Genomic DNA, 25,687 nt, shown 5'->3' with positions numbered 1-25,687 from the left:
CTCCAGTTTCCCGGAGATTTACAAAGTCCTTTTATAATCTTCATTGCTTATCTTGTCAGTTTCCTCTACATAGCCAGCATTTTCATCGTCATAGACATCGTCATAATTGTCCAAACCACTTTTTGTCTTATTAAACCGTGCAACTTCTTGGTAAGAATCCTCTGCATCAAATTGAATTTCACCTTTTAAATCCTTATACCCCCATCCAAAGGGGTATTTTATCATTCTTTCTTCATTAGGCCTTGAATTTTTTAAATCTTTAAGTTCTAAATCATTATTTTTAGCACACTCTACACAAAGAGCAGTATAAGGAAGGGCTTCTAATCGTTCTTCTTCAATTGGCTTATGGCAGTGAGTACATATCCCGTAAGTACCCATTTCCATCCTCTTAAAAGCCTCTTCTATTTGGCCTAAAATATGTTTTTCGTTGTCTTTAAGAGCATAGTTTTTCTCTACTTCATAAACTTCAGAAGCAAAATCTGCCGGATGATTATCCAAAAGAGAAAGTTCTTGATAATACTCTCTCTGTGCAATTCCGCCAATGCCATCATTGTAATTCATTTGATTTATAGTGCTTAAGGCCTTTTCCTTTTCTTTTAGTAGTAATTGTCTAAAGTGTTCCAGCTTTTCGCTATCCATTAGACCAACTCCTATCTAATATAACTTTTGATTTACAATCTTAACTATGTCAGCTATGATACTGCCAATTAGAGGTAAATTTAATACCACCAATTTTTGAAGTATATAAAGAACTATCGCACCAAGTATTGTAAAGCCTACTGCTATTCCAAAACCTCTTGCTACCCCGCCTATAAAGTTTAGCCACAAAAGCCTATAAGGACTTTGCATAAGCTCGACGTAATCAGCAATTTTCATCTTCTCAATCATCTGTGACATTTGGTCCAACTGCTTTTTTATTGCAGTTAACATAATATCATTATTGTTTTTATATTCGTCTTTATTCAAGACCTTTTCCTCCCCACATTTAATTTTTCCAGTATTGTTTTCTTTATTACTGTAAAATAAAGCCTTTATAAACGTTTATTTATTCATTAGAAAAAATATGCAAGCAATTTTGTATAATAATAGTTTACCTCAAAATGTACTTCAAGTGAAGTGTCGTTGACTTTTAATTTTGTACATATTATCATTAATTTAAAGTACAAATTGTGGGAGTTGATAAAATGGATTTAAGTTTTAAAACAAAAGTAGTACATACTGGAAACTACATAAATAAAGAAATTCCTCCAATGCCAAAAACTCTTCCTATCTATCAAACTTCTGTTTTCACTTTTGATACGCTGGAAGAAGTTTACGATTATCTTGGTGGTAATCCTTCAAGGTATATGTACACAAGACTTGGAAACCCTAATCAAACAGCAGTAGAAGAATTAATTGCCAGTTTAGAAGGTGCAGAAGCAGGACAGTCTTGTTCATCCGGAATGGCGGCAATTTCTTCAGCTTTGTTGGCAGAAGTAAATTCAGGAGACCACATAATCGCCGCAAAAGATATTTACGGTGGTACAAACAGTCTTTTTAATGCAGAATTTAAAAGACTTAATATTGATGTAACTTTAGTGGATTTCTCCGATTTAGAAGCTGTTGAAAAAGCTATAAAACCAAACACTAAAGTGATATACATGGAAATCATGACAAATCCTCTAATAAGAGTTTTTGACGTAACAGAAGTTGCAAATATCGCAAAAAAGCACAATATAAAATTGTTTGTTGACAATACTTTTACAACCCCTTATTTGATAAAACCAATTGAATTAGGAGCCTATGCTGTAATACACAGTGCAACAAAATACATTAACGGCCACAGCGATGTCATTGCCGGACTTATAGCAGGCAATAAAGAATTTATCTCACGTACAAAAAGAATTACGCAAAACTTTGGCGGTTCAATGAGCCCTTTGATGCATGGCTGACCTTAAGAGGAGCAAAAACTCTATTCTTAAGAATGAGAGAACACTGTAAAAATGCAATGGAACTAGCTAAATTTTTAGAAAGTCATTCCAAAGTCAAAAAAGTATATTATCCTGGACTTCCTTCTCATCCCGACTACAGTGTTTCAAAGAAGCTGTTTAAAGATGAGTTTGGAGGTATGTTAAGTTTTGAAATAGAAGGTGGAGAACCTGAAGTAGATAAGTTTATGCAAAGACTTAAACTTGTTAAATTTGCTCCTTCACTGGCAGGAGTACAAACCATGATAACTCATCCAAAATCCACGTCCCATAGGTCTCTCAGCAAGGAAGAATTAAACGCGTTAGGAATTTCAGAAGGGCTTATAAGAGTTTCTGTTGGAATAGAGGAGATAGAGGATATTATAAAAGACTTTAAACAAGCTCTTGACAAGATATAAGAAAAAAAGTTTAGGGCTTTCCCTAAACTTTTTTCTATTTCATCTAGCACCTTTAATCCCTCTTTAACGTGTCCATCTACTTTTACCCCTCTAAATATTTTCCTCGCAATTCCTTCAGAGTCAATGATAAAAGTTGACCTTTCTAAAATTATTTTCTTTAGATAATCATTATTCTTTATCCAAATTATATCTATTCTCTTAAAAAATTTCAATAGCTCTTTATCCCTCTCATCAATTCTTCAAATTGGGAAAAATCAAGGGACTGTTCTCCATCAGATAAAGCTTTATCGGGCTCAGGGTGGATTTCTACCATTATTCCGTCTGCGCCAGCAGCTATTGCAGCCTTCGTCATTGGTATAATTAAGTTTCTCTTTCCTGTACCATGGCTTACATCTGCAATAATAGGCAAATTTGAAAGCTCATGAATTACTGGAATAGCGGCTATATCTAAAGTATTTCGCGTATAAGTTTCAAAAGTCCTTATACCTCTTTCACACATGATGATGTTGGTGTTTCCTTCAATTGCAATATATTCCGCTGCATAAAGCCACTCCTCATATGTGGCTGAAAATCCCCTTTTTAACAAAACAGGCTTTTTGGTTTTTCCTACTTCTTTGAGAAGCGAAAAATTCTGCATATTTCTTGAACCTATTTGAATAACATCCGCATATCTTTCAACAATTTCAACATCCCTCACATCCAAAACTTCAGTTACAACAGGCAAATTAAACATATTGCTACATTCTTGAGCATTTTAAGTCCATCTATCCCTAAACCTTGAAAAGAATAAGGAGAGGTGCGGGGTTTATAAGCTCCTCCTCTTAAAGCATTTGCGCCACAGCTTTTAACTTTTTCTGCTGTTTTTACTAGCATTTCTTCATTCTCAATAGCGCAGGGTCCTGCTATTATTAGTTTATCTTTTCCAACAATTATATCTCCTATTCTTATCAATGTTTTATTATTTTTGTTGCCAATTATTTTAAGGTCCATTTTCATCACCTTCATAAAACTTCTTTTAAGCTGGATACAAAACTCTTAACTTCTTTAAGCATTTCAGATTTATTATACCCTTTAGCAATTCTTCTACAATGGCGCTTCCTACAATAATCCCATCACTGAAATCTTTTAATTTTTTCGCCATCTCCGGAGTAGATATGCCAAACCCTATCGCCTTTGGCATATCAGTGTACTGAGAGACAGTCTTCATATATTCTTCAATATCAGTTTCAATGTTTTCCCTCGCACCTGTCACACCTGTAATTGAAACGCAATATACAAATCCTTTGCCATTTTCAGTAATTAACTTTATTCTTTCTTTTGATGTGGGCGCAACTAAAGGTATCAAATAAATACTGTACTTATCTGCTTCTTTTAAAATATCTTTTCTTTCTTCAAGAGGCAAATCTGGAATGATAAGTCCATCTACTCCTGCTTTTTTCGACTCTTCCAAAAACTTTTGCATCCCATATTTGAATATAGAGTTATAGTATACAAGGTAAACCAGCGGGATATCACTTTTTAACCTTATTTTTTCTACTATTCTCATTATATCAGGTATTTTTACACCTTTATTTAAAGCTCTTTGAGAGGATGCCTGTATTGTAGGACCATCAGCTAAGGGGTCAGAATAAGGTATTCCCAGTTCTATTATATCTGCTCCTCCTTCTTCTAAAGCCAAAACTATATCATAAGTGGTCTCAATATCTGGGTCTCCCGCTGTTATAAAGGTTATTAAGGCTTTACGTCCTTCTTTTTTTAAATCTTCAAATTTTTTGTCAATCCTATTCATAACTCCACCCCCAATACTTTCGCAACTGTATTTACGTCTTTATCTCCTCTGCCTGACAAATTTACAATGATAATATTGTCTTTCCTTAAATTTGGAGCTAGTTTCATAGCATATGCCAAAGCGTGAGCACTTTCCAAAGCTGGTATTATCCCTTCTGTTTGAGATAAATCCATAAAAGCCGTCAATGCTTCTTCGTCTGTCGCATACACATATTGAGCTCTATTACTTTCTTTTAAAAAGGCATGTTCTGGACCTACACCTGGGTAATCCAGTCCTGCAGATATAGAATATACCGGCATTATTCTCCCCTCTTCATCCTGTAAAAGATAAGTCATCATGCCGTGTAATACTCCTACAGAACCTTTCGCCATTGTAGCTGCGTGTTTCCCTGTCTCAATCCCTTCTCCTGCTGCTTCTACGCCTATCAATTTTACCTCTTTATCTTCAATAAAGGGATAGAAAATTCCCATGGCATTACTGCCTCCGCCAACACAAGCAATCACATAATCAGGAAGTCTTCCTTCTTTTTGAAGTATTTGTTCTCTTGCCTCATCCCCTATTACTCTTTGAAAATCTCTCACCATAGTAGGATAAGGATGAGGACCAACAACAGAACCTATCACGTAAAAAGTACTATCTACATTTGTCACCCAATCTCTTATCGCTTCATTTACTGCATCTTTTAAGGTACCCGTCCCTGATTTTACCGGTGTTACTTTTGCACCTAAAAGTTTCATTCTAAAGACATTTAAAGATTGCCTCTTTATATCCTCTTCTCCCATGAATATTTCGCATTCCATTCCAAACATTGCAGCAGCTGTAGCAGTTGCCACTCCATGCTGTCCTGCCCCTGTCTCAGCTATAACTCTCCTTTTTTTCATCCGTTTTGCCAATAAAATCTGTCCCAATACGTTGTTAATTTTATGGGCTCCTGTGTGGTTTAGGTCTTCCCTCTTTAGATAAATCTTTGCCCCACCCAGCTTTTTAGTAAGATTCTCAGCATAATACAAAGGTGTAGGCCTTCCTGAATATTCCCTCAAATAATACCTATATTCTTCCATGAAATCTTTATCCTGTTTAGCTTTTTCAAATTCCCTCTCTAATTCTATAAGCGCATTCATAACTGTCTCTGGCACATACTGGCCTCCAAAACGTCCAAATCTTCCACTCATCGAATACCCCTCACTTTTTCAATAAATGATTTCATTTTTTTAAAATCTTTATAACCTTCTGTCTCAACGCCACTGGAGACGTCAACACCATAGGGACTTACTATTCTTATAGCTTCCTCTACATTGTTTTCATTTAGCCCTCCTGCCAAAATTATTGGAACATTCAATTCAAATCCTTTTAAAACTTCCCAATTAAATGGTTTTCCTGTACCACCGTATTCGTTTTTTGTCAAAGTATCAAATACAAAACTATTTACTCTAAATTCTTTTGTTTTTTCCAAATCTTCTTTGTCTTTTATGCGTATTGCCTTCCACACTGTGAAATTTTTAAAATTATCTACATAATCCTGTGTTTCATCGCCGTGAAACTGTAAAACATCGAGATTTAGTGTTTGAGCTATCTTTAATACATTTTCCACTGGTTCATTTACAAAAACTCCCACTGTTTTTATCTCTTTATCAAGAAAGCTTATGAGGTATAAAGCCTGTTCTACCTCTACTTGTCTTTTGCTTTTTGCAAAAACAAATCCTACATAATCAGGTTTTAGCTCATTGGCATATTCAATATCCTCTTTTCTTCTCAGTCCGCAAATTTTTACTTTTACCAATTTATCCTCCTCCTTTTGCCTCCCTCACAAAATCAGTGATTTTGTCAATATCATCTATAATTTTCATAAAAGTCTCGCCAATTAATACGGCATCTACTCCCAATGAAGCTAAATACCTTACATCTTCAGGTAATTTTATTCCACTTTCGGAAACAATTATTGTACTTTGAGGTATATATTTAATCAAACTTTTTGTTGTGTTTATATCTACATTAAAAGTTTTGAGGTCTCTGTTATTTATACCTATTATGTCACATTCAGCTTCTAATGCTATTGCAAGCTGCTGTCTATCGTGAACTTCGGCAAGCGCATCTAAACCTACACTTTTAGATAAATTATAAAAATCTCTTAATTTGTCACCTAATACGGAAACAATGAGAAGTACTGCGTCGGCTCCTAAAATTTTTGATTCATATATTTGGTATTCATCCACGATAAAATCTTTTCTCAAAATAGGTTTTGAACTCACTTTTTTTACTTCCCTGATATAGTTGTCATCCCCTTTAAAAAATTCCTTCTCTGTCAAAACGGAAATAGCGTCAATATCAACTTTCTCATACACTTTTGCAATTTTTACTGGATCAAACTCATCTTTTATAATTCCTTTAGAGGGAGAGGCTTTTTTTATCTCTCCAATAATTGATATACCCTCTTTTTGAAGTGCTTTCTTGAAATTGCCAGAATAGCCTCCTTTAATTTCGTTAATTAGTTCCTCCACTGGCTTTATTCTTTTTTTCTCTTCCACCTCCTTTTTTTTATGTCTCACAATCTCATCTAATACCATCAACTAAGCCTCCTTTGGTACTCCAAAATCTCTGTAAGCTTATCAAGAGCTAAACCCGTATCTATTAGATAATTTGCCACTTTTATTCCTTCTTTTAAATCTTCCACAACTTTTCCTATATATAAGGCTGCTGCTGCATTTAAAACGACTATATCTCTTTTTGGGCCCTTACCACCTTTTAAAATGTTCAAAATTATTTGAGCATTCTCTTTTGCATCTTTGCCTTCTAAATCTTCAAGATTTGCATAAGGAATACCGTAATCCTCTGGGTCTATCACATAATCAATGACTTTGCCTTCTTTTACTTCACTGACAAAAGTAGGAGAAGTAGTAGTTATTTCATCAAGCCATCAAAGCCGTGGACCACCATAGCCTTTTCAATTCCCAATCTTAAAAGTACTTCAGCGATTGGATGAGTTAATTCTTTATCGTAAACTCCTACTACCTGTCCTTTTACAAATGCGGGATTTGTCAATGGTCCTAAAACATTAAATACCGTTCTTGTGCCTAACTCTTTTCTAATGCCTGCTACGTTTTTCATTGCAACGTGGTATTTAGGTGCGAACAAAAATCCCATTCCTTTTTCTTCAATTAATCTTTTTGTTTTTTCTGGCACCATTTCAATGTCAAATCCCAATTCCATCAAAACATCTGCACTTCCACTTTTACTGGAAACAGCTCTATTGCCGTGCTTTGCAACTTTTACTCCTGCAGCTGAAGCAATTATAGCAACCGCCGTTGAAATATTGAATGTCTTCCCACCATCGCCACCTGTACCACAAGTATCTATCACGTAGTCCGAAGCAAGTTCTACTTTTATGGCGTTGTCTCTCATCGCCTTTGCAAAGCCTGTTATTTCTTCTACACTTTCCCCCTTTAATCGGAGTCCTATTAATATACCCCCTATTAAAGAAGGAGTTGCGTTACCACTCATAATTTCATTCATAACAGCATAAGCTTCTTTTTCTTCAAGACTTTCTTTTGAAACAATTTTTTTAATAGCTTCTTGTAACATGGTATCCCACCTCCAAAAAATTTCTCAAAATTTCTTTCCCCTGCTCTGTCAAAATAGACTCTGGATGAAACTGTAAGCCATATACAGGTACATTTTATGCCTTACTCCCATAATCACTCCTTCCTCTGTATAGGCTGTAACTTCTAAATCTCTTGGAAGAGTTTGTCTATCTATAACAAGAGAGTGATATCTCATTGCCTCTATAGGATTTTTAATATCTTTAAATATCTCTTCTCCTTTGTGAAACACGAGAGAAGTTTTGCCATGCATTATCTTATCTGCTTTTACAATTTTTGCACCATATGCATATCCAATCGCTTGGTGACCAAGGCATATTCCTAATATCGGAATTTTGTCCCCTAAACTTTTAATGACATCAACGCATATGCCTGCATTTTCAGGCCTTCCCGGTCCAGGGATAATATAATTTTTTCGGGATTCAATTTTTCAATGTCTTTAACAGACACTTCATCATTTCTTATTACAAATATTTTGTTGTTCATTTCTCCCACATATTGATAAAGATTATAAGTAAAGGAATCGTAATTATCTATAATCAGAATCATCAAAGAACCTCCTTAAGAGCCATTGCCTTATTTAAAGTTTCGTAATATTCCATCTCAGGAATTGAATCATATACAATACCTGCTCCCGCTTGAAGGTAAGCATAACCTTCCTTGAAGAGAATAGTCCTTATTGCTATGCACATATCCATATTGCCATTGTAGGAAAAATATCCAACAGCTCCTGCGTAAAAAGACCTTCTCACATTTTCAAGTTCGTCTATTATTTCCATCGCCCTTATTTTTGGTGCCCCAGAAACTGTACCTGCAGGAAGACAAGCTATAAGAGCATCAAAAGCCGTAAGTCCTTCTCTTAACTTACCTGAAACAGTTGATACAATGTGCATTACATGAGAGTAAAAATCTACTTCCATAAAACGCTCTATTTTTACACTTCCAAATTCACTGACTTTTCCTATATCGTTTCTTCCAAGGTCAACTAACATCACATGCTCTGCCCTTTCCTTTTCATCCTTTAAAAGTTCATCTTTAAGTCTTAAATCTTCTTCTACATCTTTTCCTCTTCGCCTTGTGCCCGCTATTGGATTTGTAGTCACTTTGTCTCCAAAAACACTTACAAGACTTTCAGGTGAAGAACCAAGAAGCTGAAAATCGCCAAAGTCGATATAAAATAGATATGGAGATGGATTTTTTGACCTCAATCTTCTGTAAACCTCAAAAGGGTGCGAATTAACTCGTGCTTTTAATCTTTGTGACAGTACTACTTGAAATATGTCTCCTTTTTCGATGTATTCTTTTGCCTTTTCAACAATTTGGCAAAACTCTTCTTTGGTGAAGTTGTAATTGACTTCTTTTCCCTCTTGAGGTGAAAGGTCATGAAATTCTATGTTAGTTGATTTTATCTCTTGCAAAAGACCGTTAATCTCTTGTAAAACTTCCTCATACTCTACATCTTCATCAGGATATACGTTATAAACAATATAAATTCTGTGTTTAAAGTGGTCATAACAAATAAAACTTTTATAAAACATAAAGTATACGTCCGGTATATTTATTTCATCAGGGTTTTTATCCGGCAGTCTTTCATAAAGCCTTATCGTATCGTAAGATACATAACCCACAGCCCCCCCTACAAAAGGAATATCAAGTTCTAAAGGATTATAATCAAGCTGTAAAACATTTTTTATCTCTTCAAGCACCATACCTTTTTTATGCTCTTCTCTGTCTGTGATAATTTTTATATCTCTGTTGTAACTTAAAATTAATAAATAAGGGTCCTTTCCTATAAAAGAGTACCTGCCCCAGTTAGTGCCTCCATTTGCACTTTCCAGTAAAAATTTGTTTTTGCCTTCAAGACTATAAAAAATGTTTATTGGGGTCAATTCATCTCCGTTTATTTCTACATAGACCGGAAAGACATATCCTCTTTTCTTGTGTTCGCAAAAATCTTCTTTAGAAATGTTTACCACTTTATCACCTCCTGAAAATTAAAAAAGTCACTCCGCCCATTGGGGCGAAGTGACTCGCGGTGCCACCCAATTTGTCCTGTATTACTAAAAAAGCATTTCACCAAAAGGGCGAAATGCTCGCTCGTGCCACCTTTTTCACACAGGACCACTCTTTCGGGTACGGAGATTCCTCGATACCCTGTCTTTTTAACGGTAGACTACCGGAGACTGCTACTTAAAAGTTCGCAGCTCACCTCCCGGGCCCATTCAATATCAGCTACAGTACTCGGCTTCCACCATCCCGAGCTCGCTTTAACTAAACGCTGATATCTACTCTTCCCGCTCATTGGTTTTCAATCAGCACTTACTTTTATTTTAATAATATAACGCGTTAAATTATTTGTCAATATACTTTTTAATTTTTTCTTCCATCGTCACTCCTTGTGACCTGTAATCAATTTTCACAATAGAGATAACCCTATTGGCTCCTTCTTTTACACAGATTTCTTGAGCTTCTTTTACTATCTCTAAAAGGTGCTCAAACTCTCCCTCCATTGTAGTCTCCATTGGTCCCACCATAAAATTAACACCCGTGCTTTTTATATATTTTATGACTTTATCTACAACTTGATACACCTTTTCTTCAGGCACTAAAGGAAGTACCTGTAAACTAACATTTACAATAGGCATTTTCTCACCTCTTTAAACTTTTTTCAAAGCTTCTTCCAAATCTTCTATTATATCTTCATAATTTTCAAGGCCCACTGAAATTCTCACAAGATTTTGGGAGAATCCAAATTCCTCAAGCTTTTCTTTTGGATATCCCCTGTGTGTCATCAAAGCAGGCACCTCAATCAAAGTTTCTGTATCACCTAAACTCACCGCCAACTGACAAAGTCTTAAATTATTTACAAATTTATCTATTTCTTTAAGACCACCTTCTATTTCAAAACTTATCATCGCACCGAATCCTCTCATTTGCTTTTTCGCTATTTCATAACCTTTAAAACTTTTAAGACCAGGATACATAACGTTTTTTACTTTAGGATGCGAATGTAAAAAATTTGCTACTTCTATTGCATTTTTTTCATGTTGTCTCATTCTTATGCCTAAAGTCTTTATACCTCTCAACATCAGCCAAGCATTGAAAGGGCTCATTACCCCACCAAATTCACACATATAATCAAATTTTAAGTAATGTATATACTTTTCATCTTGGGAAACTGCAACTCCTCCAAGTGCATCACCGTGACCCCCTATATATTTAGTAGCACTATGAACAACTACATCGGCTCCTAAAAGAAGAGGATTTTGAAAATAGGGGGTAGCAAAAGTATTATCAACAACAATTTTAATACCTTTTTTATGGCACACCCTTGCAACCTCTTCAATATCTATAATTGACAGGTTCGGATTAGAAGGAGTCTCAAAATACACAACTTTTGTGGAGTCATCTATACTTTTTTCTAATTCGCTTATATCTGTAAGGTCCACTATTTTATAATTTATTCCATATTTAATCAATATATTTGTCACCACGTTATAACTTGAACCATACAGAGTCTTATGAACTATTACAGTATCTTTGGGTTTTAAAAGAGAAAATAAAACCGAGGAAATTGCAGCCATACCTGAAGAAAAAGCTACTGCCCCTTTGCCATATTCTAACTCCGCTAATCTGTTTTCAAATAATCTTAAAGTAGGATTATTACCTCTTGTATAAACATAGTCTTGAGACTCAAAAGACATCACCTTTTCAACATGTTCAAGGTCATCAAAAACAAAAGTAGTCGTTTGGAAAATTGGAGGATTCAAAGCATTTTCAGGATTTCTATTAAACCTAGTCCCATGAATTGCCTTTGTATCAAACCGATAGTTTTTATCCGCTTCCATAATCGCTCCTCCTATAATTCAATCACTGCCCTATTACAACTACAATGACTTTGATCTAATTTTTCTTCTAAAAAAACTCTTATAAATGTTTTTATCACCTTTTCTTTGCTTAATTCTAAAGTATCCTTTATTTCATGTAATGTTATACTGCCCTTCATTCCTGTAGCCCAATTTGAAACTATTCCCACCGCAGCATAGCACATTCCTAATTCTTTCGCTAAAATTACTTCTGGAACATTAGTCATCCCTACTACATCGGCACCTAAATTTTTATACATTCTTATCTCCTGTGCAGTTTCAAATCGTGGACCTTCAGTGCATACATAAACTGCATCTCCTTTTATTAGTAAGCCTTCTTTTTTAGCAGCATTGTAAAATTTTGCTCTTAAATTGCTACAATAAGGGTCACTCATATCTACATGTCTTACCACTCCATCTTCCCCTTCAAAAAAGGTCAATGGCCTCGATTTAGTGAAATCTAAAAAATCTTTAAGTACTACAACATCCCCTGGCTCATAATTTTCATTAAAAGAACCAACTGCAGCTGTTGCATATACATATTTTACTCCCATTTGTTTTAATGCCATAATATTTGCCCTATAATTTACGAGATGAGGTGGCACTGCATGACTTTTCCCGTGTCGGGGCAAAAAAACAATTTCCTCCCCCTCAATAGTCACAACATCAATTTCCACTTCTCCATATTTTGTCTCTATCAATTTTTTTGACACCTTTTGTCCTATTTCGTAAACTCCAGTACCACCAATAATCGCCTTTTCCATTTAAAATGGACCTCCTTTACATATATAAATAACAATCAACCAGGTATTTTAAAAATTGACACTTTAACTTCTTAGTTTAGTATGTTTTCTTTAAAAGGAGGCCTTATTATTCCTTTTTCTGTTATTATGCCTGTGATGTTTTCATGAGGAGTCACATCAAAAGCGGGATTGTATACTTCTATCCCCTCTGGAGCAATTCTAACACCGTTTATATGAGTAATTTCCTCAGGACTTCTTTCTTCTATTACTATTTCTTTTCCGCTCTCAATTTCAAAATCAATTGTACTGGTGGGAGCTACTACATAAAAGGGAACATTATATACTTTTGCAATTACAGATAACATAAAAGTCCCAATCTTGTTAGCAGTATCTCCATTTAAAGCAATTCTATCAGCTCCTACTAATATCACATCTATTTTCCCATCCCTTATTAAAGTAGCAGCAACACTATCAGCAATTAATTTTGCAGGAATCCCTTCCTGCACCAATTCCCAAGCCGTTAGTTTGCTCCCCTGCAATCGAGGCCTTGTCTCATCAACGTACACAAATATATTCTTACCACTATAGTGAGCCTCTCTAATGACTCCTAAGGCTGTACCATATCCTACAGTGGCAAGCGCTCCTGTATTGCAGTGTGTTAAAATAACAGCATTTTCTTTAATTACTTCGTTGCCAAACTTAGCCATTTTTTTATTAGTCTCTATATCTTCTAAATAAATACTATCTGCTTCCTTTTTTAAAGCTTGATATATATCTATTAGTTCTAACTCCTTGTTTTTCTCTATAACTTTCTTCATCCTTTTTACTGCCCACATAAGATTTACAGCTGTAGGTCTTGAATTTATAAGAACTTCTAAGGCTCCCTCCATTTTTTAAAAATATTTCTCTATCTTCTTTGAGAAATTCTTTAGCTGCCAGCACAACACCATAGGCTGCTGCAGCACCAATAGCAGGAGCTCCTCTTACTACCATTTCTTTTATAGAAAAATTTACATCACTATAAGTTTTGCATTCAAAAATCTCATAACTATTAGGTAATTTCCTTTGGTCAATTAAATATAAAATTTCATCTTTAAACTCTATTGATTTAATGTCTTTCATTTTTCCACCTCATCATCCTCATTACTTTCGCTAGTATATCTACTAATCTTAAACATTTTTGTCAGTTGACTCTCTGAAGGTGATTTATTATCCGGTAAAAATTTTCTTTTTGTAGGTACTCTAATATTTTTTTCTTTACTTCTTGGCTTAAAGAAACAGACTTTTTTACTTTTTCTAACTCCGTTATATTTATCCTTCCTAAAATTATTTTTTAACTTGTCCATAAGTTTTAAATTTTTCTAACATCACTTTCATCTCATCTTCAGAAAGAATTACCGGTTCTCCTATGGACTTTGCTTTATAGTACAACTCCGCAACATATTCAATCTGCTCACTTATATTAAAGGCATTTGGCAGGTCTTCGGCTCCCACTAGTAATCCATGATTAGCTAATAAAACAGCTTTTCTGTCCTTCATTGCTTCAAAAGCGTTTTCCGCTAATTCTTTAGTACCAAAAGTCGCATATTTTGCACATCTCACATTTGGTCCAGCTAAAGCTACTAAATAGTGAACTGGTGGAAGCTCCCAATTTAAACATGCAAGAGTAGTAGTATATACTGGATGGGTGTGTATAATTGCATTTATATCTTGCCTGTTAGCATAAAAAATTTTGTGCATCTCATATTCTGAAGAGGGTTGTTTATCGCCCTCTACTATTTTCCCATTTAAATCCATTACTACGACATCCTCTGACCGAATTTTAAAATAATCCATTCCAGAAGGTGTTATAGCCATCAAACCTTTTTCTCGATTATAAATACTTAAGTTTCCTCCTGTACCTCTAGTGAGATTAGAAGTTATGAGTTTTTTCCCATACTCTACTATTTGTTCCCTTTCTGATTGCATTAGCAACGTTATCACCCTCGATTTTTAAGCATTTTGTAAGATAAGTTGTTTGACAAGTTGTTCTGAGAAAATCATATAATATTGCAAATAAACTGTCAAGTTTGTTATTTTAGACAATTTCTCAAATCGATCGCTTTTGATTCTTCATTACCCATTCGTTTCATTTTTGGCTATTTTATCTAAGTAACCAATAAAAATCAAAATTTCTGCTACAATGTTATATAAATCCTCTGGAATATATTGTTGTATTTCTAAATTATACAATTTTTCTACAACTTCTTCATCTTTATAAATGGGAAGCTTTTGTTGCTGCGCTTTTTCAAGAATTTTATCAGCTATAAACCCTTGTCCTTTTGCAATTACCTTTGGTGCAATATCTTGAACGTCATATTTGAGAGCTACTGCTTTTTTTCGTCTCTTACCACCCATTATTTCACACCCTTATATCAATCTTTTGAAGTCCCGTTTCAAGAATTAAAAAATTCATGATTGCACTGCGCGTCGAAGTTTTTTCCATTCTGTAATCAAGCTCTAAACTATACCCTTTAGCCTTTAAAGACTCAACTAAAATTTTTTCTTTGTCGTTTACCAATTTCAGTGTAGAGAGTCTATCTGAAATAAAAATAGCTTCGAACTTGTTTGAATAAACTCTTTTTACATAAACACCTATACATCCTAAGTTTTGAGTGTTAAGTCTAATCATGACTGAATTTGCTTTAAAATCTAATTCTTTTTTTCTATTCACAAAAAATTGAATTTCAAAAGAGTTATTATTTACATCTAATTTGAGATTAAATATATTCAAATAAAAGCTACCAAAGTCAAATTTTATATGACTCTTATCATTAAACCTCACAGTATCTAATATCTGAGCAATTTTGGACTTAGTTACTCTATTCTGCTGCAAAACCTTAAATAAAAGAAATACATCTTCTTTGGTTGGTTGTAATTCTTCTTTATAAAAATCAGCCAGCTTTTCTATAAATTTATGAATCTGTACCTTTTCTTTGAAGAACTCTTCTTTTGTAAGAGGCTTTTTGGCAAGAATTAAGCTCAAAATTGCTAAAACGTCTTCTTCATCCTTTGGTCGGATTGAGGTGTTCGAAAGGATATTTAATATGAAACTGTTGAAATCCTCCTTTAATATCCTCTCTTTGGGAATTATGAAAAGTCCTTTTTCTTGGTTGAAAATAAACAAAAAATCATTGCTTTTGAGACTCATGATGTCCTTACTTGCAAATTCTCCTTTTTGCGGCAAATCTAGTAGCTCACCATCTATTTCAAAAAAGGTATCTCCAACCTTTATAAGAAAAGTTTCCCAGTCTGTTTCTAATGTCCCTATAAAAGCTCCTACTCCTTTTACAAATTTCAAAAGAGGTTGCGGAATTTTTTTTGCTTCTATAAAAGTCACATACTGTTCCTTTTCTGCTTCAACTATATTAGTTGATAGGTTTAGATTGTTGCTTCTAGTTTTCGATAATAATAATTTAACGGGATTTTTGTCAAGGAGAATATCTCTTGTATTGAAGTTTGTTATAACAGCATTTTTATTTAGAAAAAAATGGGCAACTTTAAAAATTATTTTACCATCTTGATATTTAGGTTGAGTTAGCAAAACCTTGTCGCCCTGTTTAAAAGAAAAAGAAGAATTGTTTGTTGCAAAAATTATTTTAGAACCCATTTTAAGCATCAAATTCTTCCCATCTATTTTTACAATTTCACAAATGACATCCTCTGTACTATTTGTTAAATCAAGTATCTCTGTTACAGGATTTTGTTTTTGGTAAAACACTATAAAATTATTATCAATTCCAGTCATCTTCCTCACCCAAAATTTTCTAAAAAAGAAATGATCCCTGTCGCAGCGTTCAAAAAGCGGACTGTCCTAAGCTTACAAAAAATTCTCGTAAATTTTTAGTCTGTAAGATTACGCAGTAGATAAAAGCATCAATTATCTTCGTATCAAATCTTTTGCCCTTTTCTCTACATTATAAATTACTCTTTCCACATCTACGGTTTTTATTTCCCTATTTTCCATTATTATTTTACCATTTATTATTACTGTATCCACATCTGATGCTTGAGCAGTATAAGCTAAAGCAGAAATTAAACTGTTGTGTGGATAAAAATGGGGTTTGTCAATGTCAATAATCACTATATCCGCTTTTTTTCCTACTTTGATGGAACCTATCTCTTTATCCCACAATAAAGCCTTAGCTCCATTTATAGTCGCCATTTTTAAAGCTTCTAAAGCCGGTACAGCAAGTGCGTCGCAATTTAAAGCTTTATTGATGGTCGCAGCAAAATGAATCTCTTCAAACATGTTTAGGTTATTGTTACTGGCTGGACCATCTGTTCCCAAAGCTACGTTTATTCCCTTTTTTAGCATTTGATTCACAGGAGCAAAACCGCTGGCTAACTTGGCATTACTGGTAGGATTGTAAACTGGTGATACCTTCATTTCCTTTAATATTTCAATGTCTTCATCGCTTACATGAACGCAATGAGCCGCTACAGTTGGAACGTCAAATACTCCTATATCTTTTAAATGCTTCACAGGAGATTTTCCATACCTTTGGAAACTCTCTTTTACTTCTTGACTTGTTTCTGCCACATGAATATTAACTCCTGTATTTAACTCCTTAGCTAATTCTACTATTTCTTTCAAATAGGATGGGCTACAAGTATAAGGTGCATGTGGGCCCACCATTACTTTGATTCTTCCTTTTGCTTTGTTATGCCAGGTATTATAAAGTTCTCTCGTATCTCTTAACTTTTCTTTATTTGCTTTAGCATCACTCTCTTCTATAATACCCCTTGTCAACACTCCTCTTATTCCTACTTCTTCTGTTGCCTTAGCTACTTCTTCCATAAAAAAATACATATCACAAAAAGTAGTAGAGCCAGAATAAATCATCTCTATCATACTCAACAAAGATCCCCAATAAATATCTTCTGCTGAAAGCCTAGATTCAACGGGCCAGATATGTTTATTTAGCCAATCAAATAAGGGTACATCATCAGCATAATTTCTAAGCAAAGACATTCCCAAATGAGTATGAGCATTTATAAGACCTGGCATTGCGATTTTTTTTGTACCATCTATAACCCTGTCAACTTTCATATCCGGATTGATTTCTCCTATGTAAGTTATTGTGTCTCCTTTAATATAAATGTTAGTACTTTCTATAATAGTTTGTTCTCCTTCCATAGGTAGCAAAGCTATGTTTTTAATAAGTAAATTCATAATACACCTCCTAACAATATATTTAAAAAGGGGAAAAATCCCCTTTTTAAACTTGTGGTTGGTGTTCAATATGTGAAGCACATCTTGCGCAAATGGTTGGGTGTTCTTTTATAGTTCCTACTGTATCACTGTACATCCAGCAGCGTTCGCATTTTTCACCTGGTGCATGGGTTACTGTAATTTTTAAATCATAATCCTCGCTTTTATAAGCATCTTGAGGAACAGTTTCTTCTGGTTGATGAAGTACCACTTTTGAAACTATGAACACATATTCGAGGTCATTAAATCTTTTAAAGAATTCATAAAGTTCTTGAGATGGATATATATCCACTTGTGCTTCTAAAGAATGACCTATCTTTTTGTCACTTCTCGCTATTTCAAGAGCTTTAGAAATATCTTTTCTTATGTCAAAAAGCTTTTCCCACTTTTCTATTATATAAGGATTATTGTATTTTTCTTGGACCTCTGGCCAATCAGCTAACTGAACACTTTCAAAATTATTTTGACTGTCGTGCTTCATATATGACCATATTTCTTCTGAAGTAAATGTAAGCACTGGTGCTATCAACCTTACAAGAGTGTCTAAAATAATGTAAAGTGTCGTTTGAGCCGCTCTTCTCTCTTTAGAAGCAGCAGGATAAGTGTACAATCTGTCTTTTAAAATGTCCAAGTAGAGGCTACTCATATCTACTACACAGAATGTATGAACCAGATGGAGAAAATCGTAATATTCATATTTATCAAAAGCCTCCGTAAGCTCTTCAACTACTCTGTTAAGCCTGTATAAAGCCCATTTATCTATTTCTAAGAGTTCTTCGTAAGGGAGCATATCCTTATCAGGGTCAAAGTCATAAAGATTGCTTAACAAAAACTTGCTGGTATTACGTATTTTTCTGTAAGCTTCTGTCATCTGTTTTAAAATTTCTTTTGAAATCCTCATATCTGAAGTAAAATCAGCAGAAACAGTCCAAAGCCTTAAAATATCTGCTCCATATTCTTTTATAACATCAGCCGGGTCAATACCATTTCCTAAAGACTTTGACATTTTTCTTCCTTCACCATCTACGACAAACCCATGGGTCAATACGTTTTTGTAGGGTGCTTTTCCACGCGTTGCCACAGATGTCAAGAGGGAAGACTGGAACCATCCTCTGTGTTGGTCTGAACCTTCTAAATAAAGCTCTGCAGGCCACTTTAGGTCAGGATGAGTTTGCAGCACAGCTGCATGGCTGGAACCTGAATCAAACCACACATCCATTATATCTGTCTCTTTTCTAAACCTTATAGAACCGCATTCACAAGTAATCCCTTTTGGTAATATCTCCTCAGCTGACATTTCAAACCATGCATCTGAACCCTTTTGCCTGAAGATCTCTTTAACTGCATTTATTGTATCATCATTTATAAGAGGTTTTCCACAGTTTTCACAGTAGAATATAGGAATTGGCACCCCCCACACCCTTTGCCTTGAAATACACCAGTCTCGTCTATCCTTTACCATGTTAGTTATGCGCTCTTCGCCCCAAGAAGGATACCAATTCACTTCTTTAATAGATTTTAGTGCTTCTTTTCTGAATCCTTCTACAGAAGCAAACCATTGTTCTGTTGCTCTAAATATTATTGGACTTTACATCTCCAGCAATGAGGATATGAGTGAGTAATATGGCTTTCTGCTACCAATGCATTAGCTTTTTTCAAGTCTTCTTTTATAACCTTGTTAGCCTCTTCATAATACAGACCAGCATATCCTGGCGCTTTATCTGTAAAATATCCTTTGTCATCTATTGGATTTAAAACCTCAAGACCATACTCTTGCCCAACTAAAAAGTCTTCTTCCCCATGGCCGGGAGCAGTGTGAACACAGCCAGTACCCGCTTCTAAAGTCACATGCTCACCCAAGATTATTAAAGAATCTCTGTCATATAAAGGATGGATAGCCTTCATGCCCTCTAAATCTTTTCCTTTAAATAAAGCAACTATCTCATAATCTCCCAAGTGAGCTTCCTTTTTAACAGTATCTAACATATCTTTTGCCATTATATATACTTCGTCTCCAAACTTTGCAAGCGCATAATCAAACTCTGGATTTAAAGCAATAGCAAGATTGGCAGGAATAGTCCAAGTAGTTGTAGTCCATATTACAAAATAAACATTATTTAAGTCATCAACAATTCCTTTAAATTTTCCTAAATCATCTTTAACTCTAAATTTTACATATATAGAATCAGACGTCTCATCAAAATATTCAATTTCCGCTTCTGCCAAAGCAGTCTCACAGCTGGGACACCAATACACAGGCTTTAGCCCTTTATAGATATAACCTTTCTTAGCCATTTCCCCAAATACTTCTATCTGATTAGCTTCATATTCAGGGTTCAAAGTAAGATAAGGATTATCCCAATCTCCCCTTACTCCCAATCTTTTGAATTGAGCTTTTTGTTTTTCAATCTGTGAAAAGGCAAAATCCCTACACACTTTTCTAAATTCTGTAGGACTTACTTCATGCCTTTTAATACCCAAAGTCTTTATAGCTTGTTGTTCAATAGGAAGACCGTGTGTGTCCCATCCTGGTACATAAGGAGCGTAATAGCCTCTCATCGTTTTGTATTTCACTATAATGTCTTTTAACACTTTATTCATGCAGTCCCAATGTGTATATCTCCATTAGCATAAGGTGGCCCATCGTGTAAAATATATTTTTCCTTACCTTTATTTTTTTCCAATGTTTTATGATAAATATCCATTTCTTCCCATTTTTTTAATATCTCTGGCTCTCGTGTTGGCAAATTAGCCTTCATAGGAAAATCTGTCCTCGGCAAATTAAGTGTCCTGTTGTAATCCACCGACATTACCTCCTTTTAAATATTATCTTTCAAACTAAAAAACTTCTCGTCAGGACGAGAAGTTCGCGGTACCACCCTACTTATTAAGACAAAGAAAAACTTTGCCTTAATCTCTCATTTAAGATAACGGGAAACCCGGCACAGCTTACTCCTATTTCAGCCTGCAGCTCCGAGGTGATTTTCAGTAGAAACAGACTTATTGGCTCGCACCTACCGCCAACTCTCTGGAAGTCGCTTCTACTTACTCGTCCTCATCACAGCTTTTAACAATATTTTTTACACAATTATATAATACCATAAGTGTTTCGTCAATAGTACATATGTCCCGGAAAAGCTCAAGCAAAATGTCAACTACTTAGCCTTACCTACTAAAATTTTACACGACCTAGGAGTATATAGACTCAAGCGGTAAGAGCAGATTTAACTTTTACGCCAGGAAGGCTTCCAAGCTTGCCTGTCATAGCTCCTATATCATCAGTAGTACCATCGACAATTAAAGCAATAACAGACACTCCTCTATCTTTATAGGGTATGCCCATTCTCCCTACAATAATGTAGCCATACTCACTTAAAATATGATTTACCCTGTCTGCTACATTTTTTCTATCTTGAATTAATATCCCCACTACCCCTAATCTACTCTGCATCCTTCTCCTCATCCTCATCTGGAATCAATTCCTTCTCATCTATTGAAAGTATTGATTCCAATTGAGCTTCTAAAAGAGATTTAAATTTCGCTTTAAAAACATTTAATTGCTTGCGATATCTTTCTAGCTCAGTTCTTATTCTCACAACTTCTTGATTTGCCTTCTCCAATATTTTTTCTGCATTTTGCTGAGCATTTTGTATTATAAGCTGTGCTTCTTTTTCCGCATTTCTCTTCAACTCCTCTGCAGTATTTTGAGCAACAATCAAAGTATTGTTCAAAGTGTTCTCCATATTTATGTAGCTTTGAAGCTTTTCATTCATTATATTAATTCTATCTTTTAACTCTGCATTTTCTTTGTACAACATCTCATAGTCTTCCATAATTTTATCCAAAAACTCGTCCACTTCCTCTTCATTATAACCCCTAAAAGAACGCCTAAATTCTTTATTATGTATGTCCATAGGCGTCAGCATAATTACTACCTCCTTTTCTTTTGTAACACTATATAAACCTCAGAATATGTACGGAAACGCGACCTTTTTTTGTATTACCTCTCACTTCTTCCAATCTAATTCTTCCAAAACCACGTAAAGAAATTACATCTCCCTCTTTTACTTCCGAAGAAGGGTCATCTGTATACTCCCAATTTATTTGAAGAAGACCGGACTTTATAAGTTGTGAAGCTTTCGTTCTTGATATACCAAAACCTGCAGCTGCTACACTGTCAACCCTTAGTGAGGCTACAGTAGAAAAAATGTCCTTGTACCTTATTTCAGGTTCCATCACATCTTTCAAGTCAATTGAACTAACCCTCACCTTTTCTTTTCCGACTTTGAAAAAATTCATAAGTACATAACTTTCCACATCTTTGTGCAACAATATGTCACATTTATCCTCTTTTACAATTATATCACCTATTTTTTGTCTTCTTATCCCCAACCCTAAAAGTGCACCCAACACATCTCTATGAGATAGGTTAGAAAAATTGCCTTCAATTCTTACAGCGCAAATAGGGGTATCTTCTGGCTGTAAAAAATCGAAGTAAATAATTGCTATCTTTCTTTCTGCAAAAGGATATCCTCCCTCAAGATTATAGTTTATATCTTGCTGTCGATATTTTAATATAGTTTTTTCAAAAATTTTTTGTTCAGATGGACTTAAAAAGTCTGTATATTTTACTCTTTTAGATTTTAGAACACTTTTAATTATGTCTTCAAATCTGGATGCAGTAAATTCCTTGTCCATCATATATACCTCAGTAAAAATAATGTTAATCTAAAAACTAATGGGCGAACTAAATACTGAATCACTAAAATTGCCAAAACTGGCGAAAAATCTATCATTAAATTCCTTCCAATAGAAGACCTAAATTGTAATGCCCTAAAAGGTGAAAGTATTGGTTCTGTCGTTGTGATTACAAAGCGAGAAAGTGGATTTGACATATTCTCCATTCGTAGCAAAGATAAAATAACCCTTATCAATATAAGCCAATTTATAACTTCAAAAAAGTAATCTAATGTTGTCAAAACTGCAAAATTTACAGGCAAAATCATTTCCTCCTCATCAATTTAAATTGTATAAAGAATTTACTTCATCTTTTATATCCCCTGTAATATCAAAATTCTCAGGCGCAACTAAAAATATATAGCAGATATCTTCTTTATCTCTCCATTAAGAGCATAAGCTGCACCGCTTAAAAAATCCACTACTCTTTGAGCTTCATTTTTATCCATCTTTTGTAAATCTACAATCACCGGTTTTTTATTTTTTAATTCATTGCATATATTCATTACTTGTTCAAACTTTTCAGGCTTTAAAATTAAAACTTTTACTTGGGGCTGTGTATGAATATTGACAATTTTAGGTTTCCTATCGTAAGGTATGACAGGTTGTAAAGATTCTACTTCTTCTTTCTCTTCTTCTGGCTCATCAATACCAAAGAAACTCATTAATTTATCAATCACTTTTGAAGACATAAACTACCCCTCCACATTATATTGTCTTTGCCCAAAAATAGAAGTGCCAATTCTAACAATATTCGCCCCTTCTTCAACTGCTACCCAATAGTCATTGGACATACCCATTGACAAAAATTCTACTTCTACATTATGCTGCTTAATTTCTTTTAGCTCTTCAAATAATTCTTTCATCTTTCTAAAATAGGGCCTTACCTCTTCCGGTGGAAGGTAAGGAGCTATTGTCATAAGCCCTCTAATTCTTATATTATCATATTTTTCTATTTCTTTAACAAAATTATGCATTCCTTCAGGAGAAATCCCGTATTTACTTTCCTCTCCACCAATATTGATTTCCACTAAACAATCTATTATTAGATTCTTTTGTTTAGCCCTTTTGTCTATTTCTTCTGCCAATTTAATACTATCTAAAGAATGTATCAACTTTACTTTGTCAATAATGTATTTCACTTTGTTTCTCTGTAAATGTCCTATAAAGTGAAAGTTTACCTCCTCTTTTAAATAAGGATATTTTTCATTTAACTCTTGGACCTTATTCTCACCTATGTCAGTTATACCACAAGCAATAGCCTCTTTTATAGTTTCTACACCGAAAGTTTTAGTAGCTGCCACAATTAATATTTCCTCTGGATTTCTGTTTACCTTTAACGCATGCTCTTTTATGTTTTCCTTTATTTTTCTTATATTTTCACATATAGACGTATTTATCCCCCCTTTATTTGCTCAAGTAATCTTCTCCATTTACCGCTACTTCGTCATACACTTTTAATCCAGACGTTTTATCAGCGCTTTCTACAATCGCATATTTGCCATCTGTTGCTTTTATTACTACCTCTTTAAAAATAGGAACTCTGCCATTTTTTATTACAAAAACTCCTTCTTTTCCTTCTTTTTTCACAATAGAAGAAAGAGGTATTTTAAGTCCATTGTACTCTTTAACTTTAACTTCAATATTTATTTTAGAAGTTTTATAAAAGTTAGGATATTCATCTATCATCTCAATTATTCCTATATACAATTTATCGTCACCTTTGTAGGTTTTTATAACTTTTCCCCGCAATTCACCATCATAATCATCAATCAAAATTTTTACATTACTATCTTCTTTTAACAAGCCCTGTTGTTTTTCATTTAAAACCAACGCTAAATGCCACTCCAAATTATCTACTATTTTTACAAAAGGGTAATCTCCTTTTACTTCTGTACTAATCTCTTTGGATTGAAAGTTTAAATTTTCAAGTTGTGTCGGATTTAAATTGAACATATTTCTTTCATTTAGAATACTTTCACTGCCATCAAAATAGTAACTTACTATTCCTGACTCTGGTGAGTTTATAGTAATCGCATTTTTCTCTATATACCTTTCTAAATACTCCTTTTGTTCTTTTAAGTTTTCAATTTTTTGAAGTGTTATTGGTCCTTTACTTAAAATTTGTTCTTTTTTGGCTTTTAAGTCTTCAATCCTTTTTTGTATTTTATCTGCATTAGGGCTATTCTGCTGTATCGCATTTTGATAATCTTGCTCTTCTTTTTTTATCATGTTGTCTAATTTTTGAATATCTAAATAAAAAGGTATACTAGTATCCTGATTTTTTAATTCTCTGTCTATCTCTTCTAATTGATGAAATTTTTCCTCATCAAAATCGGTAGAATAAACCTCTACAATAGGAGTGCCTTTAGGAACTTTTTCTCCACTTTGTATAAGTTTTTTTATTTTACCGTCAAAAGGAGCATTTATCACCATTTCATTCTTTATAACATATCCTTTTGTATTAAAGTCTATTAAAATAGTCCCATACCTCACGACTGTAGTTTTATTTTTGTTTGCAAAAGTCGTTATCCCCACTTTACTTATGTAAACCATCACCAATAATATAACTACAATTCTAGCTAATCTTTTCACATCTCTCACCTATCAATATATTCTATATAAATGCCGATTTTCCTTCTAAAACTTTACGTATATATTCATTTTATCACAGTTTCTAATATTTTTATAGAGAAAAAAGGAGATGGTGAATTACCATCCCTTTATTAATTCTATCACTTCTAATCTCGCAGCAAAACGTCTTAACAGTAATGGTTATAAGTAAATATGTATCCCAAAATTTTCTATTTCAGCAGATTATAATTGTTATAATAGCTTTTAAAAAAGAGAACATTTTATTTATGTGCTACAACTTCTATTTCTATAAGAGCGCCTTTAGGAAGATTTTTTACTTCAACTAAAGAACGGGCAGGTGGCTTGTCTTTAAAATATCTCCCATAAATTTCGTTAATTTTAGCAAAATCCCGAATGTTAGTGACAAATACAGTAGTCTTTATGACATTGTTAAAGTCCATCCCCGCAGCTTTTAAAATCGCTTTTATGTTCTCTAAAACCCTTTCAGTTTGCGCTTCAATACCTCCTTCTACAAGTTCTCCTGTAGCAGGATCAATTGCTATTTGCCTGATGTGTACAAAAAGCCGTTTATCATGATAGCTTGCGAATATGGTCCAATAGCCTTTGGCGCAGTTTCAGTGTTTATTATAGTTTTCATTTATTTTCATCCTTTCAATAAAAGTATCAGTCGGGTGCTTAAATATTATATCATTAATATTCGCAGTTTTTCAATATTTTAATGAATATAAAATTTTTGTATGAA

At 34.1% G+C, this 25,687-nt stretch carries 19 protein-coding genes, 10 pseudogenes and 2 other annotated features; of the genes and pseudogenes, 1 reads left to right on the top strand and 28 read right to left on the bottom strand.

Annotated elements, in window-relative coordinates:
• Window positions 1–18 precede the first annotated feature (18 nt).
• Entirely contained in the window at window positions 19–639 is a 621-nt protein-coding gene (locus tag JCM7501_RS05685; RefSeq protein ID WP_028992321.1) for a TraR/DksA C4-type zinc finger protein, read from the bottom strand.
• Between the two features lie 15 nt (window positions 640–654).
• Window positions 655–966 (bottom strand): DUF5665 domain-containing protein, encoded by a 312-nt coding sequence (locus tag JCM7501_RS05680; RefSeq protein ID WP_028992320.1) that lies wholly within the window; start codon window positions 964–966, stop codon window positions 655–657.
• A gap of 218 nt (window positions 967–1,184) precedes the next feature.
• Between JCM7501_RS05680 and JCM7501_RS05675 the strand changes: the two are divergent.
• Window positions 1,185–2,365 (top strand): annotated as a pseudogene (locus JCM7501_RS05675) (trans-sulfuration enzyme family protein).
• Between the two features lie 35 nt (window positions 2,366–2,400).
• Here the strand turns inward: JCM7501_RS05675 and JCM7501_RS14350 are convergent.
• The 26 genes and pseudogenes from JCM7501_RS14350 to JCM7501_RS05540 all read right to left on the bottom strand — a co-directional run.
• Window positions 2,401–2,523: pseudogene (locus JCM7501_RS14350) on the bottom strand (peroxiredoxin); the annotation flags it as partial.
• Between the two features lie 50 nt (window positions 2,524–2,573).
• Window positions 2,574–3,370 (bottom strand): annotated as a pseudogene (gene aroF / locus JCM7501_RS05670) (3-deoxy-7-phosphoheptulonate synthase).
• Window positions 3,367–4,154, bottom strand: a pseudogene (gene trpA, locus JCM7501_RS05660) (tryptophan synthase subunit alpha). Before trpA ends, aroF begins: the two co-directional pseudogenes overlap by 4 nt.
• A complete protein-coding gene (gene trpB / locus JCM7501_RS05655; protein ID WP_013150435.1) occupies window positions 4,151–5,326 on the bottom strand; it encodes a tryptophan synthase subunit beta in 1,176 nt (391 codons plus the stop codon). The pseudogene trpA and the gene trpB overlap by 4 nt, the downstream one beginning before the upstream one ends.
• Window positions 5,323–5,934: a phosphoribosylanthranilate isomerase gene (locus tag JCM7501_RS05650; protein ID WP_028992318.1), complete on the bottom strand. Its 612-nt coding sequence runs from the start codon at window positions 5,932–5,934 to the stop codon at window positions 5,323–5,325. The genes trpB and JCM7501_RS05650 overlap by 4 nt, the downstream gene beginning before the upstream one ends.
• A 1-nt stretch (window position 5,935) precedes the next feature.
• Window positions 5,936–6,718 carry an indole-3-glycerol phosphate synthase TrpC gene (gene trpC / locus JCM7501_RS05645; RefSeq protein WP_028992317.1) on the bottom strand — a complete coding sequence of 261 codons (783 nt, stop codon included), beginning with the start codon at window positions 6,716–6,718 and terminating at the stop codon, window positions 5,936–5,938.
• Window positions 6,718–7,733 (bottom strand): annotated as a pseudogene (gene trpD / locus JCM7501_RS05640) (anthranilate phosphoribosyltransferase). The gene trpC and the pseudogene trpD overlap by 1 nt, the downstream one beginning before the upstream one ends.
• Window positions 7,714–8,299 (bottom strand): annotated as a pseudogene (locus tag JCM7501_RS05635) (anthranilate synthase component II). The pseudogenes trpD and JCM7501_RS05635 overlap by 20 nt, the downstream one beginning before the upstream one ends.
• The gene (gene trpE / locus JCM7501_RS05630; RefSeq protein ID WP_028992315.1) at window positions 8,299–9,726 is read right to left on the bottom strand and encodes an anthranilate synthase component I; all 1,428 of its coding nucleotides are present in this window, start codon (window positions 9,724–9,726) and stop codon (window positions 8,299–8,301) included. Before trpE ends, JCM7501_RS05635 begins: the two are co-directional and overlap by 1 nt.
• 37 nt (window positions 9,727–9,763) lie before the next feature.
• Window positions 9,764–10,061, bottom strand: a binding site (T-box leader).
• 40 nt (window positions 10,062–10,101) lie between these two features.
• Window positions 10,102–10,395 (bottom strand): thiamine-binding protein, encoded by a 294-nt coding sequence (locus JCM7501_RS05625; protein WP_012995423.1) that lies wholly within the window; start codon window positions 10,393–10,395, stop codon window positions 10,102–10,104.
• A 12-nt stretch (window positions 10,396–10,407) separates the two neighbouring features.
• Complete coding sequence (locus JCM7501_RS05620) at window positions 10,408–11,598, bottom strand: trans-sulfuration enzyme family protein (protein ID WP_028992314.1); 1,191 nt, start codon at window positions 11,596–11,598, stop codon at window positions 10,408–10,410.
• Between the two features lie 11 nt (window positions 11,599–11,609).
• Window positions 11,610–12,380, bottom strand: a complete 771-nt coding sequence (locus tag JCM7501_RS05615) for an S-methyl-5'-thioinosine phosphorylase (protein ID WP_028992313.1) — start codon at window positions 12,378–12,380, stop codon at window positions 11,610–11,612.
• A 71-nt stretch (window positions 12,381–12,451) separates the two neighbouring features.
• Window positions 12,452–13,481: pseudogene (gene mtnA / locus JCM7501_RS05610) on the bottom strand (S-methyl-5-thioribose-1-phosphate isomerase).
• 204 nt (window positions 13,482–13,685) lie between these two features.
• On the bottom strand, window positions 13,686–14,333 hold the full coding sequence (locus tag JCM7501_RS05600) for an L-fuculose-phosphate aldolase (RefSeq protein WP_028992311.1): 648 nt from the start codon (window positions 14,331–14,333) through the stop codon (window positions 13,686–13,688).
• Window positions 14,334–14,474: 141 nt separating this feature from the next.
• On the bottom strand, window positions 14,475–14,756 hold the full coding sequence (locus JCM7501_RS05595; protein ID WP_013150443.1) for an EscU/YscU/HrcU family type III secretion system export apparatus switch protein: 282 nt from the start codon (window positions 14,754–14,756) through the stop codon (window positions 14,475–14,477).
• Between the two features lie 4 nt (window positions 14,757–14,760).
• Window positions 14,761–16,146: a hypothetical protein gene (locus tag JCM7501_RS05590; RefSeq protein WP_028992310.1), complete on the bottom strand. Its 1,386-nt coding sequence runs from the start codon at window positions 16,144–16,146 to the stop codon at window positions 14,761–14,763.
• A 132-nt stretch (window positions 16,147–16,278) separates the two neighbouring features.
• On the bottom strand, window positions 16,279–17,574 hold the full coding sequence (locus JCM7501_RS05585; RefSeq protein ID WP_028992309.1) for an amidohydrolase: 1,296 nt from the start codon (window positions 17,572–17,574) through the stop codon (window positions 16,279–16,281).
• Between the two features lie 46 nt (window positions 17,575–17,620).
• Window positions 17,621–20,417, bottom strand: a pseudogene (gene ileS / locus JCM7501_RS05580) (isoleucine--tRNA ligase).
• 47 nt (window positions 20,418–20,464) lie between these two features.
• Window positions 20,465–20,684 (bottom strand) — a binding site (T-box leader).
• A gap of 134 nt (window positions 20,685–20,818) precedes the next feature.
• On the bottom strand, window positions 20,819–21,064 hold the full coding sequence (locus tag JCM7501_RS05575) for a TM1266 family iron-only hydrogenase system putative regulator (RefSeq protein WP_013150447.1): 246 nt from the start codon (window positions 21,062–21,064) through the stop codon (window positions 20,819–20,821).
• Window positions 21,054–21,539: a DivIVA domain-containing protein gene (locus JCM7501_RS05570; protein WP_012995433.1), complete on the bottom strand. Its 486-nt coding sequence runs from the start codon at window positions 21,537–21,539 to the stop codon at window positions 21,054–21,056. The genes JCM7501_RS05575 and JCM7501_RS05570 overlap by 11 nt, the downstream gene beginning before the upstream one ends.
• Window positions 21,540–21,567: 28 nt before the next feature.
• Window positions 21,568–22,314 carry a YlmH family RNA-binding protein gene (locus tag JCM7501_RS05565; RefSeq protein ID WP_028992307.1) on the bottom strand — a complete coding sequence of 249 codons (747 nt, stop codon included), beginning with the start codon at window positions 22,312–22,314 and terminating at the stop codon, window positions 21,568–21,570.
• Entirely contained in the window at window positions 22,311–22,613 is a 303-nt protein-coding gene (locus tag JCM7501_RS05560) for a YggT family protein (RefSeq protein WP_028992306.1), read from the bottom strand. Before JCM7501_RS05560 ends, JCM7501_RS05565 begins: the two co-directional genes overlap by 4 nt.
• Before the next feature lie 16 nt (window positions 22,614–22,629).
• A pseudogene (locus tag JCM7501_RS05555) lies at window positions 22,630–23,042 on the bottom strand (cell division protein SepF).
• A 3-nt stretch (window positions 23,043–23,045) separates the two neighbouring features.
• Window positions 23,046–23,750, bottom strand: a complete 705-nt coding sequence (locus tag JCM7501_RS05550; RefSeq protein WP_173571578.1) for a YggS family pyridoxal phosphate-dependent enzyme — start codon at window positions 23,748–23,750, stop codon at window positions 23,046–23,048.
• A gap of 7 nt (window positions 23,751–23,757) precedes the next feature.
• Window positions 23,758–24,945: an HlyD family efflux transporter periplasmic adaptor subunit gene (locus JCM7501_RS05545; RefSeq protein ID WP_028992305.1), complete on the bottom strand. Its 1,188-nt coding sequence runs from the start codon at window positions 24,943–24,945 to the stop codon at window positions 23,758–23,760.
• A gap of 260 nt (window positions 24,946–25,205) precedes the next feature.
• A pseudogene (locus JCM7501_RS05540) lies at window positions 25,206–25,582 on the bottom strand (RidA family protein).
• Between the last annotated feature and the right edge of the window lie 105 nt (window positions 25,583–25,687).

Origin of the sequence: Thermoanaerobacter thermocopriae JCM 7501 (genome assembly GCF_001310975.1) — a bacterium.
GTDB lineage: Bacteria > Bacillota > Thermoanaerobacteria > Thermoanaerobacterales > Thermoanaerobacteraceae > Thermoanaerobacter > Thermoanaerobacter thermocopriae.
This window is presented reverse-complemented; position numbering and strand designations above follow the sequence as displayed.

Coding starts and splice junctions, on each gene's coding strand:
- JCM7501_RS05565 (WP_028992307.1), bottom strand. CDS start 22,314: ATGATGGACAAGGAATTTACTGCATCCAGATTTGAAGACATAATTAAA.
- JCM7501_RS05620 (WP_028992314.1), bottom strand. CDS start 11,598: ATGGAAGCGGATAAAAACTATCGGTTTGATACAAAGGCAATTCATGGG.
- JCM7501_RS05585 (WP_028992309.1), bottom strand. CDS start 17,574: ATGAATTTACTTATTAAAAACATAGCTTTGCTACCTATGGAAGGAGAA.
- trpB (WP_013150435.1), bottom strand. CDS start 5,326: ATGAGTGGAAGATTTGGACGTTTTGGAGGCCAGTATGTGCCAGAGACA.
- JCM7501_RS05595 (WP_013150443.1), bottom strand. CDS start 14,756: ATGGGTGGTAAGAGACGAAAAAAAGCAGTAGCTCTCAAATATGACGTT.
- JCM7501_RS05615 (WP_028992313.1), bottom strand. CDS start 12,380: ATGGAAAAGGCGATTATTGGTGGTACTGGAGTTTACGAAATAGGACAA.
- JCM7501_RS05590 (WP_028992310.1), bottom strand. CDS start 16,146: ATGACTGGAATTGATAATAATTTTATAGTGTTTTACCAAAAACAAAAT.
- JCM7501_RS05570 (WP_012995433.1), bottom strand. CDS start 21,539: ATGCTGACGCCTATGGACATACATAATAAAGAATTTAGGCGTTCTTTT.
- trpC (WP_028992317.1), bottom strand. CDS start 6,718: ATGGTATTAGATGAGATTGTGAGACATAAAAAAAAGGAGGTGGAAGAG.
- JCM7501_RS05575 (WP_013150447.1), bottom strand. CDS start 21,064: ATGCAGAGTAGATTAGGGGTAGTGGGGATATTAATTCAAGATAGAAAA.
- JCM7501_RS05685 (WP_028992321.1), bottom strand. CDS start 639: ATGGATAGCGAAAAGCTGGAACACTTTAGACAATTACTACTAAAAGAA.
- JCM7501_RS05625 (WP_012995423.1), bottom strand. CDS start 10,395: ATGCCTATTGTAAATGTTAGTTTACAGGTACTTCCTTTAGTGCCTGAA.